This is a genomic window from Leptotrichia rugosa (genome assembly GCF_041200005.1).
GTDB classification, from domain to species: Bacteria; Fusobacteriota; Fusobacteriia; order Fusobacteriales; family Leptotrichiaceae; genus Leptotrichia; species Leptotrichia rugosa.
This window is the reverse complement of record NZ_CP165644.1, coordinates 636,688-657,929: the sequence shown is the minus strand read 5'-3', so window position 1 is coordinate 657,929 and position 21,242 is coordinate 636,688. Positions and strand designations below refer to the sequence as shown.

General features: G+C 34.3%; 10 protein-coding genes. 6 read left to right on the top strand and 4 right to left on the bottom strand.

What is annotated here, in order from left to right:
* Positions 1-60: 60 nt before the first annotated feature.
* Together AB8B22_RS03360 and speD are read right to left on the bottom strand one after the other, a co-directional pair.
* The gene (locus AB8B22_RS03360) at positions 61-1,401 is read right to left on the bottom strand and encodes an aminotransferase class I/II-fold pyridoxal phosphate-dependent enzyme (RefSeq protein WP_419951018.1); all 1,341 of its coding nucleotides are present in this window, start codon (positions 1,399-1,401) and stop codon (positions 61-63) included.
* Positions 1,402-1,446: 45 nt separating this feature from the next.
* Positions 1,447-2,283, bottom strand: coding sequence for an adenosylmethionine decarboxylase (gene speD / locus AB8B22_RS03355; RefSeq protein ID WP_094079022.1), 837 nt, complete (start codon positions 2,281-2,283; stop codon positions 1,447-1,449).
* Between the two features lie 223 nt (positions 2,284-2,506).
* Between speD and AB8B22_RS03350 the strand changes: the two genes are divergently transcribed.
* The 6 genes from AB8B22_RS03350 to speB all read left to right on the top strand — a co-directional run bounded on the left by AB8B22_RS03350 (position 2,507) and on the right by speB (position 9,216).
* The gene (locus AB8B22_RS03350; RefSeq protein WP_369711918.1) at positions 2,507-3,499 is read left to right on the top strand and encodes an ABC transporter ATP-binding protein; all 993 of its coding nucleotides are present in this window, start codon (positions 2,507-2,509) and stop codon (positions 3,497-3,499) included.
* 183 nt (positions 3,500-3,682) lie between these two features.
* Positions 3,683-4,609 carry an ATP-binding cassette domain-containing protein gene (locus AB8B22_RS03345; protein ID WP_369711657.1) on the top strand — a complete coding sequence of 309 codons (927 nt, stop codon included), beginning with the start codon at positions 3,683-3,685 and terminating at the stop codon, positions 4,607-4,609.
* A gap of 25 nt (positions 4,610-4,634) precedes the next feature.
* Complete coding sequence (gene opp4B / locus AB8B22_RS03340; RefSeq protein ID WP_369711656.1) at positions 4,635-5,597, top strand: oligopeptide ABC transporter permease; 963 nt, start codon at positions 4,635-4,637, stop codon at positions 5,595-5,597.
* Between the two features lie 16 nt (positions 5,598-5,613).
* Complete coding sequence (locus AB8B22_RS03335) at positions 5,614-6,483, top strand: ABC transporter permease (RefSeq protein WP_068156925.1); 870 nt, start codon at positions 5,614-5,616, stop codon at positions 6,481-6,483.
* Between the two features lie 20 nt (positions 6,484-6,503).
* Positions 6,504-8,276, top strand: coding sequence for an oligopeptide ABC transporter substrate-binding protein (locus tag AB8B22_RS03330; protein ID WP_369711655.1), 1,773 nt, complete (start codon positions 6,504-6,506; stop codon positions 8,274-8,276).
* A gap of 76 nt (positions 8,277-8,352) precedes the next feature.
* Complete coding sequence (speB, locus tag AB8B22_RS03325; protein ID WP_369711654.1) at positions 8,353-9,216, top strand: agmatinase; 864 nt, start codon at positions 8,353-8,355, stop codon at positions 9,214-9,216.
* Between the two features lie 156 nt (positions 9,217-9,372).
* On the opposite strand, the gene AB8B22_RS03320 is transcribed toward speB, so the two are convergent.
* Together AB8B22_RS03320 and AB8B22_RS03315 are read right to left on the bottom strand one after the other, a co-directional pair.
* Positions 9,373-16,338 carry an autotransporter-associated N-terminal domain-containing protein gene (locus AB8B22_RS03320; protein WP_369711653.1) on the bottom strand — a complete coding sequence of 2,322 codons (6,966 nt, stop codon included), beginning with the start codon at positions 16,336-16,338 and terminating at the stop codon, positions 9,373-9,375.
* A gap of 291 nt (positions 16,339-16,629) precedes the next feature.
* Positions 16,630-21,228: an autotransporter-associated N-terminal domain-containing protein gene (locus tag AB8B22_RS03315; protein WP_369711652.1), complete on the bottom strand. Its 4,599-nt coding sequence runs from the start codon at positions 21,226-21,228 to the stop codon at positions 16,630-16,632.
* Positions 21,229-21,242: the final 14 nt, after the last annotated feature.

Below are 21,242 nucleotides of genomic sequence, written 5' to 3'. Positions count from 1 at the left end.
ACAACCTTTCTCTTTTGCATAAGAAATATACCGAATAATTTCGTCGGTAATTTTTCTCCTCTAAAATTGGTATTCTGGCGGATAAGCCATCACAAATTCTGCGCTCACTCTTCCAACGCTATCTAAAATTGGAATCATTTCTTTTTCAGAATAAAAGGCATCTTGAGGAGTCATGACAACTTTTGGATTTATATATTCGTGGTCAAACATTCCTTCTGGACTTTTAGAGTAAAGTCTTTTAATTTCAGCAAGTGATGAAATTAACCGCTCAATTTCAAGTCCTCTGTCTCCTGCAGTAATTATCGACAGAATATTTCCCAAATCTCCAAGTTCAATTTGAATTCCATATTCATCTCTCAAAATATCATAAACTTCAATTCCCGCAAGTCCAATATCTTGTGTATAAACGGATAGTTTAGTTGTGTCAAAGTCAAAAACTGCATCTCCATCAATAAGTTCTCTCCCGTAAGCATAATAACCGCCCAATTTATTAATTTCACTTCGTGCATATTCAGCAAATTTTACAGTTTTCTCAAATAATTCTCGGCCGTTTATGGCAAGATTTTTTCTTGCCATATCAAGTGATGCCATAAGTAAATACGAAGCACTTGTAGTTTGTGTCAAATTTATTATTTTTCGCACATAGTCGGCATTAATTTTCTCTCCGCTCAGCAAAATGGAGCTCTGTGTAAGAGAACCACCTGTTTTGTGCATACTTATCGCTGCCATATCAGCTCCTGCTTCCATAGCCGAAATTGGCAAATTTTCATCGAAGGAAAAATGTGCTCCATGCGCTTCGTCGACTAAAACATACATTCCATTTTCGTGTGCCAGTTTCACAATGGATTTTAGATCCGAGCAAATTCCGTAATAAGTTGGATTATTTACCAAAATTGCTTTTGCGTCAGGATTTTCTTTGATTGCCTTTTTCACATCTTTTATCGACATTCCAAGTGAAATTCCCAATTTTTTATTTAGTCCTGGATTTATATAAACTGGAACTGCACCACAGACAACCATGGCATTTATGGCACTTCTATGGACATTTCTAGGAATTATAAGCTTATCCCCAGCTCTGCAAGTTGACATAATCATCGCCTGTACTGCTCCTGTCGTTCCGCTTACCATAAAATAGGCTTCTTTTGCCCCAAAAGCTTCAGCTGCTATTTCCTGTGCTTCTTTTATGACGGAAGTTGGATGACATAAATTATCTAGCGGTTTCATAGAATTGACATCCATTTGCATGGCATGTATCCCAATAAAATCTCTAAATTCTTTGTTTCCACGTCCACCTTTGTGTCCTGGTACATCAAATCTTACCACTCTGTTATTTAAGTGTTCTTTTAGTGCGTCAAAAAGTACAGTTTTTTTCTGTCTTTTCAAATCAATATTCTTTTTCATTTTTTGTTTTCTCCGTATTTTATCTATTCTTTACTAAAATAATTTCTAATAAATATTCATTCCGCTGTAGATTTCTATCATTTCTTTTCTTAAATCATCTATTATTTTCAGTCTTTCTCGTGGTGGAATTTCATAAACATCACGGTTAAAAAGATAATTTTGGAGCTCAATTTCCTTTATGAGCATCTTTGTGTGAAAAATGTTGGACTGATAGACATTTACATCAATCGCATCGTAAATTTTTAATTTATCAGGGTCAATGTAATCCTGAATAGAAGTAATGTTGTGGTCGGTGAAAAATTTTTTACCCGAAATATCTCTAGTAAAACCTCTTATTTTGTAGTCTATTGTAATAATATCGGATTCAAAGCTGTCAATCAAATAATTTAAGGTATTCAGTGGTGAAATCTCTCCGCAAGTTGCTATATCAATATCCACTCTGAAAGTAGAAATTGAATTTTCTGGATGATACTCGGGAAAAGTATGCACTGTAATGTGACTTTTATCCAAATGTGCGTGAACCGTATCTGTATCTTTAATTTTTAAATCTTTATTTTCATCAAAAAAAGGCTTTCCCCGATTACATGATTTATCAATGTTTGCAGAATTAATTCTGGCTTCCGCAATTAAGATGTTGACAGAAGCTCCCTGCGGCTCATAATCTTGCTTTGAAATATTTAACACTTTAGCTCCTATCATCTGAGCGACATTTATCAAAATTTTTGTGAGCCTATCAGAATTATACTGCTCGTCGATATAAGCGATATAATCTTTCTGCTCCCTTTCCATTTTGGCATAACAGACATCGTAAATATTAAAGCTAAGTGTCTTTGTAAGATTGTTAAATCCATATAACTTTATTTTATTTTCCAACTCATTCATCACTTCCCTTCGATTTTTTTATCTATTTTCTAAAAATTAGTTTTTTTTAAATTTTGTAAAAATTATATCACTTATGGAAAATTTTTACAATTATAATTTTCGTTTTAATTTTAATATTTATAATTTTTAATATGATTTTTGTTTAATAAAAAAAATGTGCTATAATTGTACTATAGTAAATATAGTATTTATTGAATTGAATCGAATTGAAAGGAAGTGAAAAATTTTGAGCCAAAAAGATACGCTTTTGAAAATAGAAAACCTGACTACAAGTTTCCGAATCGATGAAGAATATTTTCCTGCCGTTGATGATGTGTCGATTGAATTGAAAAGAAATGAAGTTTTGGCAATTGTTGGAGAATCCGGGTGCGGAAAAAGTACACTTGCTACTTCCATTGTAGGACTTCACAGTCCACTTAATACAAAATCTAACGGAAAGATAATTTTTGAAGGAAAAAATCTTCTGGAAATTGATGAAGAAGAATTTAATAAAATAAGGGGAAAACAGATTGGAATGATTTTTCAAGATCCATTATCTGCACTTAATCCGCTTATGAAAATTGAAAATCAAATTGAGGAAAGTCTTATTTACCACACAAATTTTACAAAAGAAGAAAGAAAAAAGAAAGTTTATGATTTGCTACAAAAAGTTGGGATAAATAATTATAAAAGAGTTGCAAAACAATTTCCACACGAGCTTAGCGGAGGTATGCGGCAAAGAGTTATGATTGCAATTGCACTTTCCTGCAAACCACAGATTGTCATAGCTGATGAGCCAACTACAGCGCTGGATGTAACAATTCAGGCACAGATATTAGATTTATTAAAATCTCTTCAAAATGAAATGAATGCTGGAATTATACTGATTACACACGATTTGGGAGTGGTTGCACAGATGGCTGATAGAGTTGCTGTCATGTATGCGGGAGAAATTGTGGAAATTGCTGATGTTACCGAATTATTTAAAAATCCGAAACACCCTTACACAAGGTCGCTTCTTAACTCCATTCCACAACTGGACTTAGAAAATGAAAAACTTCATGTGATTTATGGAAATGTCCCGTCGCTAAAAAAAATAAATAGAAAAGGCTGCCGATTTGCTGATAGAATTCCGTGGGTTGATAAAAGTGAACATGAAGAAAATCCAAAATTGCACGAAATTTCTAAAAACCATTTTGTGAGATGTACTTGCTACAAAAATTTTGAATTAAAATAAATTGAATAAATTAAAAAAAATTAAATTGAAGTAAAGTATAGTAAAACTGATTTAAAACAGAACTCAAAACTATGACCATTTTATTCAAACCCTAAGCTTATATAATTTTTAATACTTCTATTTTGGATAGATTTGAGTGTAAATTGAAATAAAATCAAGTAAAAGAAATTAAGGAGAAAAAATATGAGTTTTCTTGAAGTAAAAAATTTAAAAGTTCATTATCCAATCCGCAGCGGATTTTTTAATAAAATTGTCGACTACATCTATGCTGTTGACGGAGTGTCGCTTACAATTGAACAAGGAAAAACTTATGGACTTGTCGGGGAATCTGGCTCGGGAAAATCCACGATTGGAAAAGCGATAATCGGACTTGAAAAAATTAAAAGTGGAAAAATTATTTACAAAGGCAAAGAGATTGACAGAAAATTTAGAAATAGAAAAAATGAGTACAATAAAAATGTTCAAATGATATTTCAGGACTCTCTATCAAGCCTCAATCCAAAAAAAAGGATAATCGACATAATAAGTGAACCACTAAAAAATTTTGAAAATTTGACTGAAACGGAAAATAAGAAAAAAATTTTAGAATTGCTGGAAATTGTAGGACTTTCTGAAGATGCACTCTACAAGTATCCACATGAATTTTCAGGAGGACAGCGTCAAAGAATCGGAATTGCAAGAGCGGTTGCAACAAAGCCACAGCTTATCATCGCTGATGAACCTGTTTCTGCACTGGATTTATCGGTTCAGGCACAAGTACTAAATTATATGAAAGATATTCAAAAACAGTATAATTTAAGCTATTTATTCATCTCGCACGACCTTGGGGTTGTAAAACATATGTGCGACTACATCTACATCTTAAATAGCGGAAGATTCGTTGAAACTGGGACAAAAACTGATATTTATGACTTTTCAGAACATCCTTACACGAAAAGATTGATTGCTGCGATTCCTGAAATTCATCCTGAAAAGCGGCTGGAAAATGCGTTAAAAAGAAAAAAAATTGAAGAGGAATATCAAAAAAACAAAAAAAATTTTTACGACGAAAATGGAAAAGTTTTTGATTTAAAAAAATTGACTGACACACATTTTGTCGCTTTAAAATAAAAATTTAGTAGGAAAGGAAAAAATTATGTGGAAAACGATTTTAAGACGGTTTGTAATTATGATACCGCAATTATTTATACTTAGCGTGATTGTCTTTATTTTGGCAAAACTAATGCCAGGAGACCCATTTACAGGACTTATCACTCCGCAAACTGATCCATCCGCACTGGAAGCTCTGCGAAGAAAAGCTGGTCTTCTTGACCCTTGGCACATTCAGTATATAAGATGGATTAAAAACGCTTTTTCTGGAAATTTGGGAATGAGCTACACTTACAATGTTCCTGTTAAAACTTTGATCGGAGAAAGAGCTGTAAATACTTTTATTTTATCGCTTGTAAGCTTGATTTTGACATATTGCATTGCAATTCCATTAGGAATGCTATCTGGACGATACCAAAACTCATTTTTGGATAAATTTGTAACTTTTTATAACTATGTGAGTTATGCGATACCGACATTTGTCTTGTCGCTTATAATGATTTGGTTCTTTGGATATAAATTGGGATGGTTTCCTACAACAGGTTCTGTTACCGCTGGACTTGAAACTGGAAAGATGGGACATTTTTGGGATAGAATTTATCACATCATACTTCCAGCTATAACTTATGCACTGCTTGGAACAACTTGGATTATTCAGTATTTGAGAAATGAAGTTATTGAGGCAAAGTCGCTCGATTATGTGAAAACAGCGAAAAGTAAAGGAGTTCCTGAAAATAAAATTTATTTGCGACATATCTTTAGAAACTCGATTTTACCGATTGCGGCATTTTTTGGATATGCTATAACAGGGTTACTAGGTGGTTCGATTTTTATTGAGAAAATATTTAGTTATCCCGGAATGGGCGGACTTTTTATAAATTCTATCGTAACTAGGGATTACAGCGTCGTAACTGCTCTTATTCTACTTTTTGGATTTTTAACACTTTTTGGAAGTTTGCTTTCTGACATAATTTTGAGCATTGTCGACCCTAGAATTAGAATTAAATAAAGGTGGTGAAAAAAATATGAATGAAAAACCGACAGGTATTAGAATAATAGTAAAAGAACTTTTAAAGGATAAACTTGCGCTTGCATCATTAATTTTACTTGCAGTAATTTTTGGAATTATTTTTATTGGCTCGCTTTTTGCAAATCAGGACGAAATTATGAAAATAAGCCTTTTAGATAAATATGCCATTCCGATGAAAGAAGGATTTTGGCTGGGCTCAGATTCAGGTGGACGTTCAATTTTGGGACAGCTTATATTGGGAGCTAGAAACTCGATTATCATTGGCTTTACAATAACTATCTTGACAAGTTTTCTAGGAACTTTTTTTGGAATGATAAGCGGGTATTATGGCGGAATTATTGATAATATAATTATGAGAATAATTGATTTTATAACGATTATGCCTACACTTATGATAATTATTGTATTTGTAACAATTGTGCCAAAATACACAGTTAGCTCGTTTATTTTCATAATGAGTGCATTTTACTGGGTTTCAACAGCACGGCTTATTAGAAGTAAAGCTCTTGCAGAAAGTAAAAAGGAATATGTTCTCGCCTCAAAGACAATGGGAACAAGCGATTTTAAAATAATTTTTAGAGAAATCTTGCCAAATTTAAGCTCTTTAATAATTGTAGATTTGACACTTGCCTTTGCCGGAAATTTGGGAATTGAAACTGGACTTAGCTTTTTAGGATTTGGTTTGCCTCCTTCAACTCCGAGTCTTGGGACACTTGTTGGATATGCAGCCGATCCGGAAGTTTTATCTTCAAAACTTTGGATTTGGCTTCCAGCTTCGATTTTAATACTTGTTATGATGCTTTGTATAAACTACATTGGACAGATGTTAAACAGAGCTGCTGATGCGAAAAAAAGACGAGCGTAACTTTTTTGAGAGGAGAATTTATGAAAAAAATATTGATTTTTTTAATTGGACTTATGCTAATTTCCTGTAATCCAGATAAAAAGAGAAGTGAGATGCCAGGAGCTAAAATAAATTTGTCAATTTTCCCAATAAAAACTTCAAATAATGAACCAGCTGTGGAAAATGCAACACTTCAAGTGGCTCTTGTCAAAGATGACCCGCTTGTTGGAGTTTTTAACGAGATTTTGTATCAGGACGGCTACGATGGAGATATCCTTTCGATGTTTTTAAGCTCCAGCCTTTTTGAAGTGAATGACAATTTTGAAATAATTGACACGGGTGTTGCCACATTAAATGTCGATGCAAAAAACAAAAAAGCAACTATAAAAATTAAAGATGGTATAAAGTGGTCAGATGGCGTTCCACTTACCGCAGATGATATAATTTATGCTTACGAAGTTCTAGGAAGCAAGGATTACACAGGAATTCGTTATACTAAAGAATATCAAAAAGTCATTGGGATGAATGACTACCACAGTGGAAAATCTAAAACAATTTCCGGCGTGAAAAAAATTGATGATAAAACAGTGGAAATTTCATTTTCTGAGATGGGACAAAGTATTTTTAGCGGTGGAAACGGACTTATGGTAAACGCACTTCCAAAACATTATTTAAAAGATGTTCCAATAAAAAATTTGGTTTCATCTGACAAAATAAGAACAAAACCCGTCACATTGGGGCCTTATAACTTAGTAAAAATTTCCCGTGGAGAAAGCATGGAATTTGTGGCGAATCCTTATTATTACAAGGGAAAACCTAAAATAAAAAAGGCGATTTTGCAAGTGGTCAATCCACAGTCGATTGTTGCGGCTCTAAAAGCCGGAAAGTATGACTATGTTATGGAAATGCCAGACAGTTTATACAATAATTATAAAGATTTTAGAAATTTAGAAGTTTTGGGACAACAGGATTTGTATTACTCGTATGTTGGATTTAAATTGGGACATTTTGACAAAGCAAAAGGGGAAAATGTGAGTGATCCTAACGCTAAAATGGCGGATTTAAATTTAAGACAAGCGATGATTTATGCAATTGATGTCGATCAAATTGCACAGGCCTTTTATTTTGGATTGCGACAAAGAGCGACTTCTACGGTTCCTCCAGTTTTCAAAAAATATTTTCCAAAAGATTTGACAGGATTTCCGTATAACTTAGCCAAAGCAAAACAGCTTCTTGATGAAAGCGGATACAAAGATGTGAACAATGATGGATTTCGTGAAGATAAAAATGGTAAGCCGCTTCAAATAAAAATGGCGTTTATGGCTGGTGGAGATGTGGCTGAGCCACTTGCTCAGTTTTATTTGCAAAGCTGGAAAAAAATCGGACTAAATGTGAGCTTGACTTCTGGAAGATTACTGGCTTTTCAAAATTTTTACGAAAAAGTTCAAGGCGATACAAAAGATATTGATGTATTTTTTGCAGCATGGGGAGTTGGAACCGATGTAAATCCGACTTCTTCGGCTGGAAGAAGTTCTCAGTTAAATTACACAAGATTTGTATCCCCGGAAAATGACAAATTCATCGCCGAAATTTTGGGTGAAAAATCACTAACTATCCCAAATTACAAAGCAGAAATGTACAAAAAATGGCAAGAATACTACATAAATCAAGCCGTTGAAGTGCCACTTATGTACAAATACAAATTAACTCCAGTAAACAAAAGATTAAAAAATGTTTATATCGGTTATGACAGCGCCTTAAAAAACGAAGGTATTCAAAAATGGGAATTAACGGCTATAAATCCAATGAGATAAAAATTGTAAATTTTTTTTAAATATGCTATAATGACAAAAATTTTTTAAGTAAATAAAATTAAGAAAGGTAAAAACTATGAGAAAACAAAATATACATACATTTATTGGCTGCGACAATGAATATGACGAAAGCGATATTGTAATTTTCGGTGCTCCATTTGACAGCACTACTTCCTTTAGACCTGGGACACGATTTGCAAGTTCCGTTATGAGAAATGAGAGTTTTGGAATTGAAACTTACAGTCCCTATCAAGATAAGGATTTGGAAGATTATAAGATTTTTGATGGCGGTGACTTGGAACTTTCTTTTGGAAATTCAAATTTGGCGCTTCAAGACATTCAAGATGAAGCCGAGAGTATTTTAAATGACGGAAAAATTCCATTTATGATAGGTGGAGAGCATTCTGTCACATTGGGAGCCGTAAAAGCGGTTTTTAAAAAATATCCAGATTTACACATAATTCAGTTTGACGCTCACACAGATTTAAGGGATGAATATTTGGGTCAATATTTTTCACACGCTTCGGTAATCAGACGATGCTGGGATATGGTTGGCGACAATAAAATCTTTCAGTTTGGAATAAGAAGTGGAGAACGAGCCGAATGGGATTTTGCAAAAAAACATCTTCATACGACAAAATTTAACTTTGGAAAAAATTTTGACGAACTGGACAAAGTTGTTGAAAAACTAAAAGGTAAACCTGTTTATTTCACATTGGATTTAGATGTGCTAGATCCATCAGAATTTCCAGGAACGGGGACACCTGAAGCGGGAGGAATTACTTTTACTGAGTTGCACAAAGCAATAGAAAAAATCTCAGAATTAAATATTGTAGGACTTGATATGAACGAATTATCGCCTATTTACGACCAATCGGGACAATCTACCGCTCTTGCATGTAAGCTTCTAAGAGAAATTTTGCTATTTATTTCAAAATAATCAACAAATCATTTAAACAAAGTGAATTGCTCAAATTTACAAAAGTAAGATTTCTTTTGTTAATATGATTTAAAATTAAAAATGAGAGTGCAAAAATTTTAACACTCTCATTTTTTTATAAAATTTTCCTTTTGAAAATTTGTAAATTTATCAAAATTAGTAAATCAATCTAAATCCTAGTCCACCTCTTACGTTTTCTCCCTTAGTGTCGTACCCAGCATTTACTGTCACTCCAAATCTTGTGTTGTCAATTCCTAAGTTCAAGTCAAATTTACCATTCCCGTGTCTGTCTTCCTTGTCATTTCTCAAGTTGTACCAGTCTGCCGTCGTATAACGTACTCTCGCCTGATTAAGTCTATTCAGTTTCCCAATCTCATTTTCATATGCCGCCGAAAGTCCAATCGATAACTGCGTTCTTACAGCTAATGGTTGAATATACTTGAATTCCGCTCCAACTTCAGGCTTAACTGAGAAATAGTCGTTTCCTTTAACTTCCAGGTTCATCTGTCCCCTGTCCTCATTTATATCCGTAAATCTTCCATATTCCATTTTTAACGCTCCGTAAGGTCTCAAATGCGTTCTTTCAGATAATCTTATGTCATAACCTAAATCAGTTTTTAACGCCGCTCCATAGGTATAATAGTCAGCCTTTGAGTAGAACGTGTCGTCAACTACCCAGAATTTTCGGTGCATATTGTTTACGCCTCCAAACACATCTCCTGCAATCGTCCATCTTAAGTTTCCGTTATGGTCCTTAACTGGCGACACTGTCTTAAATACTCCTGCTCTAATCATTGACTGCTGTTCAGTCGATTTTCCTAAATCCTTGAACTTGAATCTGTTTGAAACTGCTCCAGCATACCATCCAGCTGAGTTTCCAAGCGTAATCGCCTCGTCTTCATCATGCACATAGGCAACTCCGTAAGCGTTGCTGTCGTAGTCAATTACTCCTGCCGTATCAGTTCTATATTCATCTTTCCGTCCAAACACTTTTATCTTGTTGCTCTGCTTAGATGGATTTCTCCATTCGTCGTGCAAATATTTGAACTCCTTGTCCAAAGTATTTCCTGTTGCATTTATCCTTTGCTGCGTATTTGAATATTCATAACCCTTCATCTCATTTACAGCCTGCGCAAATATGTGATTTTCACCTTTTCCTAAGTCATTCAGCTTATTGAATATCTGTTTTTCCCTCGAATGTATGCCTTCGACTCCGTATCTCTGTTCAAGTCCGTCCAAAAAATGTTCCGTGTCAACGTCGTTTTTGCTTGCAAAGTCTGTATAAGGTATTTTTACCATGTATACTGTCTTTATCGGTGCCGCTATGTTTCCTGATTCCACCGGCTGCGCTATCCAGGTCAGGCTCGAAGAGTTCACATTTAATGTCACCCCTGTCGATACAACACTTGCCAAGGCATCATTATACGGCTTTAAGATGTTATCACCTATTTGAATCGCTTTCGCATTCAGATATTTTGTAACTTCCGTTCCCATTATCAGGTCTATATCTGTAAGTCCATATAGGTTGCTTAATCCTTGAATCGGATTTGTGTAGTTTATACCTGATGTGTCAACATACATTCCTATGCTTGATATTTCTCCATTCGAGTGGGTATGGTTGTGGTCCATCTGCTCAGTCGCCAGGTTTAATGTCGTAACTCCTGTTAAATCTGTTATGTTCACTTCTGGAGCTTGAGGAGACGCTACGTTCGTATCAACTTTTACTGGCTCAACCTGTACTCCGTCTATTGATATTGACACTGCGCTCGGTAGTGATGCTGGCGGAACTTTTACTATCGCCTTTCCTGTTATTTTCTTGTCTGTCGCTGTCCCTTCCAGATATGGCCTTGTCGAAGTGTTTCCTGTCCCATGTTCTTCATACGGTTTATACGTCGAGCTTGTTTCATCACCTCTGAATACATACACTCCTATATTTTTACTTCCCATAATTTTTATTGTCCCATAGTTCTTAATGACTCCACCGTTTGTCACTACCACACCTTTTATTCCTGTTCCATTCGCTGTCGGTGTCGTCTGGATCACTCCGTAGTTTTCTCCTTCCGCATATCTGTCAATATACATTCCTGTCGTGTTCTTGCCGTCCAGGTTTATAGTTCCTCTATTTACTGCCTTCGCACCTCTTCCAACTGCATACATTCCTACACTGTTTTCCTTTGTGACATTTATTGTTCCATAGTTTTCAACTGTCCCTACATTTGATGCAGCTTTTGTATTTTCGTCGTAATATCCCGTCGCCATTCCAATTCCATACTGCTTGGTTGTCACATCACTCATTCCAACTTCAATTGTTCCATAGTTTTTTCCAGTTCCCTGCGTTGAATAGATTCCAATATTTCCATTTCCCGACATCAGGTTAATGTTTCCGTGATTTATCGAATCCTGCGATGAATAGATTCCATATCCATTGTTCTTATCAGTCACAATATTAGAATAGTTTTCAATCTTTCCACCAAGAGCTTTTGGCGCACCTGAATAGATATATACAGATTTTTCTCCAATATGAACGTCATTTGGCGCATGAGTTGTCAAGTCTGTCTTAGCGTTTGAGGCTGTTATTAAATATCCAAATGAATCTGTATCTCCTACTTTCATATCCACATTCCCTGTAACAGTTGCAGGCTGTGAATTAGTCGTATCATCGGCTATATACACTCCTACCGAATTGTTATTTGCCACATTAATTTTTCCACCTGCAAGATTTACGCTAGGTCCAGTTGAATAAACTCCTACTCCATCATCAGCAACATTAATTTCCCCGCTTGTCATATCAACTTTTTTCCCAAAAATTCCATAGGAAGATTTTCCAACATTTATTTTTCCTGTATTTACAATTGTTGATTTTTGGTCGTCAATGTACATTCCAATTGATTCATTTTTAGCGGATGTCGCTACAACATTGATTTCCCCGTTGTTTATTAAGTCAGAATCGTTTGTTCCGTACATTCCGGCTGATTTTGTTCCGTTTATATTAATTTTACCACTATTATCGTTTGTAATTATACCGTTATTTGCTCCCATTCCTACTGAACTGTTGCTCCCATTAATTGTGATTTCACCTTTATTTATACCATGTGTATCATTTTTAGTTCTTCTGTCAAGAGCATTTGTCACGATATATCCTGCACCGTTTTTATCATTGCTGTTATTTTTTACAAACATTCCAACTGCACCGTCGTCATCCATCGTAATCTTACCAGTTGCACCATTTTCAATATTTACTATTCCAAATGTATGTCCAGAATGAGCGACTACATTATTATAATATGGCTCATCTTTTGGATCTTTTACAATACCTGCTGTTGAATCAATTCTATAAGAAAGTCCTAAAATACCGATTGATTTTTTACCTCCAGCATTTACTTTCCCATTATTAACTATTCTAGTACTATTTGTCCCAAATATCCCTATCGCCTTTTCATTAGGTGCATTAACTGTTCCCTTTTCTACATTTACCACTCCTGTAGAATTATTATTAATAAATCCATAATCTACATAAAGACCAATTCCACCTTTATCAGTACCAACTGTTCTATCTGCTTCTATTTTCCCATTATTATTAATTCCTGTTGTTGAAGTATTTTCTGTTTTTGCGCTTGCCGTTACTGCAAGACCAACAGGAGTTTTAAGATTGAGATCTATTGCCTGTAACTGTGAATCGTTCAATTCTGATTTTACTGAACCGCCTGTTTCAACATTCAATCTTGAGTTTTGGTATAAGAATCTTCTTGAAAATACTTCACTATCAGTGTCTTTTGTTGAATTTGCCTTATCAATCGCTGATTTTATATTAATGTCTGCATCATCTACAACCGCATATTTATACCTAGTCTTTCCATTTGAACTTCCAACATTTCCAACTCCACCTATTAATTGTTCTTTTAAGGTATCAGGAGTACCTTTATTTTCAACATTTACAGTAACTTTGCCTGATATTTTTCTCAAATCTGCAACTATTACATTATCACTGAGTATATCAATAATTGTATTTTTATTAACAGTTATTATACCTGACTTATCTTGATAAAATACATATCCAACAGCATCTCCATCTAATTTCAATGTTGCATCATTAATATTAATAGCGCCACTATTATTACTTGTTGTATCAGTATAAAGCGCATATCCATTTCCTTTATATTCTACAGTTGCTCCTGTCAAGTCAATTTTTGCATTATTAAGAGAAGCTGTATTAGTTGAACCATCTTCTACTTTTATCCAGTTATATTGAGCATCAATTTCTGAATTAGTACCATCGGCAAAAAATCCAAATCCTACATTTTTTTTGCTTTGAGTATCTATTCCACCTTTTATCGAAATATTAGCACTTCCTGGTTTTGTAGTTGAAGTACGATTAATAGCTATTATTCCACCATTACTAGCATAAGCTGCTCCAACATTGTCTTTAGACGTAAGATCCGAGTTAACACGAGTTTTATCATACAAAAATTCTGATCCTGTAATTTCCACTCCTGCATTTGTCGGTGCTCCTGAAGTTCCGATTATTGTTGCTGTTGATTTTGTAGTATTATCATTTACAGTAATTTTTGCTCCTTTATCCGCAACAAGTGTTATAGAATTTGTAGCATTTGTTGAAACAACAGCATTTACATTAACTTCATTTTTTGAATTATTTCCTACATAAATAGCTCTATTTCCCCTATCATTTCTACTATCACCATCAATAGTGATAACATCTCCCGTTACTTTCCCATCTGTACTTTTAGTTCCAGGCACCGAAGTATCACTTCCACCAACAATAATACCAGTATTATCAAATCCGCCATTCATTGAAACTTTCCCTTTTCCAAGTTTGATAGTTGCACTATCTCCTGTCAGTACTCCAATACTATCTTTTACATTTTTGAAAAGATTTATTTCATGTCCATTTTCAATACCTTTTCCATTTGTCGGATCAGCAGAATGTGTTTTTGTTGTATTTTTTTCAAAATCTACACTAATAGAAGAAAAAATACCATAAGATTTATCAATATACTTATCATCATTTATTTGAGTTTTACCTGTTATTCCTGCTGTGGTTTCGGAATCAGGAACATTACTTGGATTAGCAATTGTTTTCGATTCATAATATTCGTACGAATTTCCGCTTATATCCCCTATATTAACTGCAAAATTTCCTATCACTGTTCCTGATAGTTTTGTTGTCAATTTAGAAGTTTCATCTTTTGGTGCATAAAGTCCAATACTGTTATCTCCGTATATAGTTAGCGGCGCCCAAGTTCCACCTGTACTTTTTGTTTTAAAATCAAGGTTTGCAGTTGAAATATATTTACTTGTTTTTAGATATACTCCAACATCTCCATCACCAAAAGTCTTAACGGCTTTATTTCCAGTAGCTCTATTTACAATTGTAATTTCTCTTTGATCATCATCATCCTTATCAAAATTAACCGTTGTTCCACTTGTATAACTTGCTGTATTCTTAGAAAGAGTCCCTGCAGTTGAATATGGTCCTGTAACATCAGAGTCAAATTTAGCTTCTTCAAAATCCTCTCCCGTATGATTCCATCTTACATCTCCATTTGGATTTATAAAATATATTGCTGATTTCTCATTATATAAACTTATATTCCCTGCATTATATATAATTTGTGGATTTCCTTTTCCTGCTACTTCTGCTGATACTATAAAAACAGCTGATTGTGTATTATGTTTACCACTGCCATCTACGTATGGATGTATTGATACATCTCCTTTGCTGGTATTTACTATAGATGCCACATACATACCATCAGGTGAAGGATCATTATCACGTGCATGATCATAGGTATTTACAAAAGAGGAGTTTTCCCCTTCTATTGTTACTTTTCCCGAATTTATAAAAGTTTGTGACCTTTTACTACCTGTTGTATTATTTGCAATATTTTGCAAATCCGAAAAAGCCTCATACTCTGCTCCAGTTGTTGTTCCTAATTTACTAATTTGATCTGTAATTTTAGCTGCTCCATGCATATCTAAATGTACTAACTCATTTATAAATGGACCAGCTAAACCAGGCATTCTCGTATATAAAAAATTTGCCTTATTTACTAAAGTTGAGCCTTGATCATAAGAATTATAATTACGATCCGATACCATTCTCATAAAACCAGCTTTTTTTTTGGTTGTTGTAAGACCTCTGTTTAAATTTGATGTACTATTTCCATAACTAAGAGAAGTAGTGGTAACACTTTTATCTTTACTATCTGTAACCATTGCACTATAGTTATTAAAAGCATTTTTTACACTATAATTTTCATATTCATAATTATATATACCATACCCATCTGGATAATTTTGTATTCTTTTAGTAATAAAATTTCCATCATTTATAATCAATCCTCCTTCAATTACACCACCATTTCCTTTACTTGCATTATCAAAAGAATCCTCATTCCAGTTTCCCAAGGATTTAGCCTTTAATACAAAACTTGGAGCATTAATTGTTCCTATTGGTGTAATACTTGGTGCTGATGGCGGAGTAACTGTTCTAGGCTCAAACGACGGCAAATCACTAATATCAACCGCCATAGATACATTAGCCACTTTCACTTTCGGTACAAGTGGTGTAAGCGAAGCAGATACTGGTATTATCGCAACGGGTTCCTGTTTTAATCCGAGATCTGTTGTATTTCCATAAAGAGAGTGTGCATCTGGAGTTGTGTTGTATTTATACTTCCCCATCGTTTTATCTCTTTCATACTTCACATCGGCAACTTTGTCTCCACGTCCTTTGTAGTGCCCTTGCCAATTGTTATAAAATCCATTTATTCCATATTGCCAGCTGCTCCAAGGTGACTTAACCACGTGATCCCCTTGCTCCATCAACTGAATCAGCTCTAAATTTGTGTTACGGAGAAGCTTGTTATTTTCTGCTCTTGCTTTTCTAAAGTCCTGCTTTAGCTGAACAATTGATGTATTCATCGCTTTTGTCTGTACTTTAATCTCATCTTCAGCCGAAAAAAGATTGATTGAAATTCCTCCTATCCCTATCGCTCCCGTCAATAAAAACGAAATAAGCGCCGCATCTGTGTACTTAAAGTCTTTTACTCTTTTGGCAAAAGATTTTAATTCTTGTTTTAATTTTTTTAAATTGTTCGTCATTTTCCTTCCCTTCTCAAAAAATTATTCTAATCTTTTCTTAATTTAATTTCATTATTTTTGCAAAATTTCAAAAAAAATATAAATACTTTCTTTTTTAAAAACATTACAATTTTATAACAAATCTTATTTAATTGTATAAAATTTTTTAAAAAAAGTAAAGCTTTTTTGTTTTCTTTTAGAATAAACTTTTTTACAAAAAATTTTTTATTCTATTTTTTAATTATTTATCTATAATAAACAGAGGACCGAAATTTTTTGATAAATAATTGCCTCAAATTTTAGTGGCAAAGATTAATAATTCAATTTAAATCCAAGCCCTTCTCTAATATTTTTACCTTTAGTATCATATCCTAAGTTCGCCGTCACTCCAAATCTTGAACTATCAATTCCGACATTTAAGCCAAATTTTATATTTCCTTTTCTATCTTCTTTTTCATTTTTTAAATTATACCAATCTGCCGTAGTATAACGAACTCTAGCTTGATTAAGTCTATTAAGTTTTCCAAGTTCATTTTCATACGCCGCCGAAAGTCCTGCTGAAAGTTGTGTTCCCGCAGTAAGTGGCTGAATATATTTAAACTCTGCCCCAACTTCAGGCTTAACTGAAAAGTAGTCGTTCCCCTTGACTTCTAACTTCATTTGACCATTATTTTCCTTTATATTCGTAAATCTTCCATATTCTATTTTCAGTATTCCATATGGCCGCAAGTGAGCTCTTTCAGATAATCTTATATCATAGCCTAATTCATTTTTTACAGCTGCTCCATAAGTGTAATAATTAGCTTCAGACTCAAACACATCGTCTACAACCCAGAATTTACGATGCATATTATTTATTCCTCCGAATACATCTCCTGCAACTGTCCACTCTAATGAACTGTTGTAATCATTTTTTGGTGACATTGTCTTAAATGCTCCAGCTTTAATCATAGATTGCTGTTCAGTTGATTTTCCTAAATCTTTGAATTTAAATCTATTTGTAACAGCTCCAGCATACCAACCTTTGGAATTCCCCTTTTCAATTGTTTCATCTTCGTGCATATAAGCTACTCCATAAGCGTTGCTGTCATAGTCTGCAACTCCAGCTGTATCTGTGTTATACTCATCCTTTGCTCCAAACACTTTAATCTTGTTATTTTGTTTAAGCGTATTTCTCCATTCTTTCCGTAAATTTCCAATTTCCTTGTCCAATTCATTTCCAGTTTCATTAATTCGCTGCTGAGTATTTGAATATTCATAACCTAGCATTTCACTTATAGCTTGCGTAAATATAAGATCTTCATCATTCCTCAAATCGTTCAACTTATTAAAGACTTGCTTTTCTCTCGAATTTACATCTTCAACTCCATATCTCTGTTCAAGTCCATCTAAGAAATGTTCAGCATCCGTATCATTTTTATTTGCAAAATCAGTATAAGGAATTTTTTCCATATACACGGTTTTCATTGGTGCAGTTAAATTCCCTGATTCTACCATCTTTGCTCTCCAAGTCAAACTTGCTGAATCTACATTTAATTTAACTCCTGTCGGCATAACACTTCCCAAAGCATCGTTATATGGTTGTAAAATGTTATCTCCTATTTGAATCGCTTTTGCATTCGTATTTCTTGCAGCTTCTGTTCCCATTATTAAATCTATGTCTGTAAGTCTTGTTAAATTATTTAATCCTTGAATAGGATTCGTATGATTTATTCCTGAAGTGTCCACATACATTTCTATGCTTGATTTATTTGTATGATTATTACCGCCTGATACTTGCGGCAAATCTATATTTGCGTTATCTCCTAATGATTCAGCTATCACAGCAGGTATCGGTATTGACACTGGACTTGGATGTGCAGGGACTTTTACTACCAATTTTTCTGCTACTGTTCTACTAACTGCTGTTCCTACCGAAGATTTATTTGTTGAGTTGTTAGTTCCATGCTCCTGATATGTACTAGTCGTGTCAGTATATACTCCTGTATTGCTACTTCCAACGATATTTATTGTTCCATAATTTTTAATAATTCCTCCATTTTTTGCAACCACACCTTTTATTCCATTACCGCTTGCAGTTGTCTGAATCGTTCCATAATTTTCTCCGGTAGCATGATTGTCAATATACATTCCAACCGTATCATTGCCTTCCAAATTAATGGCACCCCTATTTACTGCTTTTGCACCAGAACCTGAAGCGTACATTCCAACACTGTTGTCTTTTGTAACATTAATTATTCCATGATTCTCTATAGTTCCCATTGATGCAGCTGTACTTCCTGTCGCCATTCCAATTCCATATTTTCCATTTACTACATCACTTGGACCGACTTCAATGGTTCCATAGTTCTGTCCAACCCCTTGTGCCGAATAAATTCCAACATTTCCAGTTCCTGATCTTAAATCAATATTTCCACGATTTATAAAATCTTGAGATGAATAAATTCCATAACTATTATTTCCATCAGTCACAATATTTGATTTATTTTCAATTTTTCCACCTAAACCTTGTGGTGCTCTCGAATAAATATAAACTGAATTTTCTCCAATATGAACATCATTTGGTGCTTTTGTATTTAAGTCTGTCTTAATATTTGCCGCTGTTATTAAAAATCCTACTGAATTTTGCCCAACTTTCATATCCAAGTTTCCTTTAACAATTGCAGGTTTTGGAGCTACTGTTGCGTCATCAATATACACTCCTACTGCATTGTCGTTGCCTATATTAATTTTCCCTGCAATAAGATTGACATCAGGCCCTTGAGAATAAATTCCTACTCCATCATCACCTACATTTATTGTACCACCATTCATTTCTATATTTCTTGCAAAAATACCATAAGAAGATCGTCCAACATTTATTATACTGTTATTTCTTATTCTAGTTCCATTTTCTTCTTCCAACATATAAACTTTTGACTCTGGATCATCCCCATACATTCCTATTGATTCATTTCCCGGAGAAGTTGCAGCAACATTTATTATTCCAAAATTTTTCAAATCAGTATTATTTGTCCCGTACATTCCAAACGATTGTGTCCCATTTATATTAATTATTCCAGAATGATAAACATGAGTTACAGGATCTTCACCTTCATAATTTGAAACGGCACCAAAACTAGACCCCATTCCTATCGCATGATTATTTCCATTTATTGTAATAGTACCTTCATTTACACCGACAAGCCAAGCTTTAGATGTAGACGGAACAGATTTTATAGTCGGATCAATGCTGTTATTTTTTGTAAATATCCCAATTGCACCATCATCATCCATCGTAATTGTACCCCATGGCAAATTCATAATATCTATTTTCCCAAAATTAGCTGGATTTTCAGCACTTCTGAAATAAGGTTCATTAGACGGATCTACAGCTAAACCTGTAGAAGGGTCTATTCTATACGAAAGTCCTAAAATTCCAATTGAGTTTTTACCACCGACATGTATTGGACCAGAACTTACCATATTTGAATTGTTTGTTCCGTACATTCCAACTGCTCTGTCATTATGTGTCGCACCTTGTTCCACTTCTAATTTTCCAGCATTATAGTTATTAAGCCATCCATAATCGGCATAAAATCCTATTCCACCTTGTCCAGCATCTGTTCTGTCAACAAAAACTCTCCCCTTATTTCCAATTTCTGTTGTTCTATTATTAACCGATTTTGAACTTCCAGCAATCGCAAGTCCTACCGGTGCTAAAAATCTGTCATCTATCGCCTTCATCTGCGCTGTATTTAATTCTGCTTTTACCGAACCATATGCTTCAACATGTAATCTCGAATTTTGATATAAAAATCTCTTTGTGAACACTTCGCTGTCTGAATCACTTATTAGATTTGCTTTATCAATTGCCGATTTTATTTGAATTGTCGCATCATCTGCCAAAGCATATTTATAATTTGTCTTTCCATTTGAACTTGTAATATTTACATTTCCTCTAAGAAGCCGGCTCTTTAAGCTATCATTACCAGCTTTATTTTCCACATCTATAACAAGCGGACTTTTTGAATCTGTTAACTCTGCAATTACTGCATCATCAGAAAGCACATCAATATTAGTATTATTAAAACTTACAGCATTTGGTCTAGCCTGGTCAAAAACATAACCAATAGCTTTTCCATCTAGTATCAATGTCGCATCTTTCATATTAATAGCACCTTCAGAATTACTTGTACTGTCAGTATAAAGTACATATCCATTTCCCTTATATTCCACTTTACTGCCTTCCAAATCAATTTTTGCATTGTTTAGTGAAACAATGTTCATTGGACTGTCTGTCACTTTTATCCAGTTCTTCTGCGCATTAATTATACCGCCATTATTGGCAAAAAGTCCAAATTTTGCATTTTTCTTTGTCTGAGAATCAATCCCATTTGCTATAGAAATATTTGGCGTTGATGGAAAAGAAGTTCTGTTCATTGTTATCGTTTCGCCATTACTTGCATGAACTGCTCCAACATTATCATCTGCTACTGTTTTTTTATCCGAAGTATTTCTACCTCTAGTATATTTAATATTTTTTACCTTATCTCCACGACCTTTGTAGTGCCCTTTCCAGTTGTTGTAATTTCCGCTCACTCCATATTGCCAGCCTCCCCAAGGTAATTTAACCGCATAATCTCCTTGCTCCATAAGCTGAACTAACTCCAAATCGGCATTTTTAATAAGTTTCTCATTTTCTCGTTTTACCCTTTTGAAGTCTTTTTTCCGCTGTGTAACCGAGACGTTTATCGCTTTTGTCTGTGTTTCAACCTTATTTCCATCTGAAAACAGATTAGCTGGCGCACCTCTTCCTATCGCACCAGTCAATAAAAATGTGATAAGTGCTGAATCAGTGTATTTAAAGTCTTTCACTTTTTTAGCAAATGACTTTAATTCCTGTCTTAACTCTTTTAAATTTTTTGCCATTTTTCTTCCTTTCC

Coding starts and splice junctions, on each gene's coding strand:
- AB8B22_RS03345 (WP_369711657.1), top strand. CDS start 3,683: ATGAGTTTTCTTGAAGTAAAAAATTTAAAAGTTCATTATCCAATCCGC.
- AB8B22_RS03315 (WP_369711652.1), bottom strand. CDS start 21,228: ATGGCAAAAAATTTAAAAGAGTTAAGACAGGAATTAAAGTCATTTGCT.
- AB8B22_RS03360 (WP_419951018.1), bottom strand. CDS start 1,401: ATGAAAAAGAATATTGATTTGAAAAGACAGAAAAAAACTGTACTTTTT.
- speB (WP_369711654.1), top strand. CDS start 8,353: ATGAGAAAACAAAATATACATACATTTATTGGCTGCGACAATGAATAT.
- AB8B22_RS03330 (WP_369711655.1), top strand. CDS start 6,504: ATGAAAAAAATATTGATTTTTTTAATTGGACTTATGCTAATTTCCTGT.
- opp4B (WP_369711656.1), top strand. CDS start 4,635: ATGTGGAAAACGATTTTAAGACGGTTTGTAATTATGATACCGCAATTA.
- speD (WP_094079022.1), bottom strand. CDS start 2,283: ATGAATGAGTTGGAAAATAAAATAAAGTTATATGGATTTAACAATCTT.
- AB8B22_RS03320 (WP_369711653.1), bottom strand. CDS start 16,338: ATGACGAACAATTTAAAAAAATTAAAACAAGAATTAAAATCTTTTGCC.
- AB8B22_RS03335 (WP_068156925.1), top strand. CDS start 5,614: ATGAATGAAAAACCGACAGGTATTAGAATAATAGTAAAAGAACTTTTA.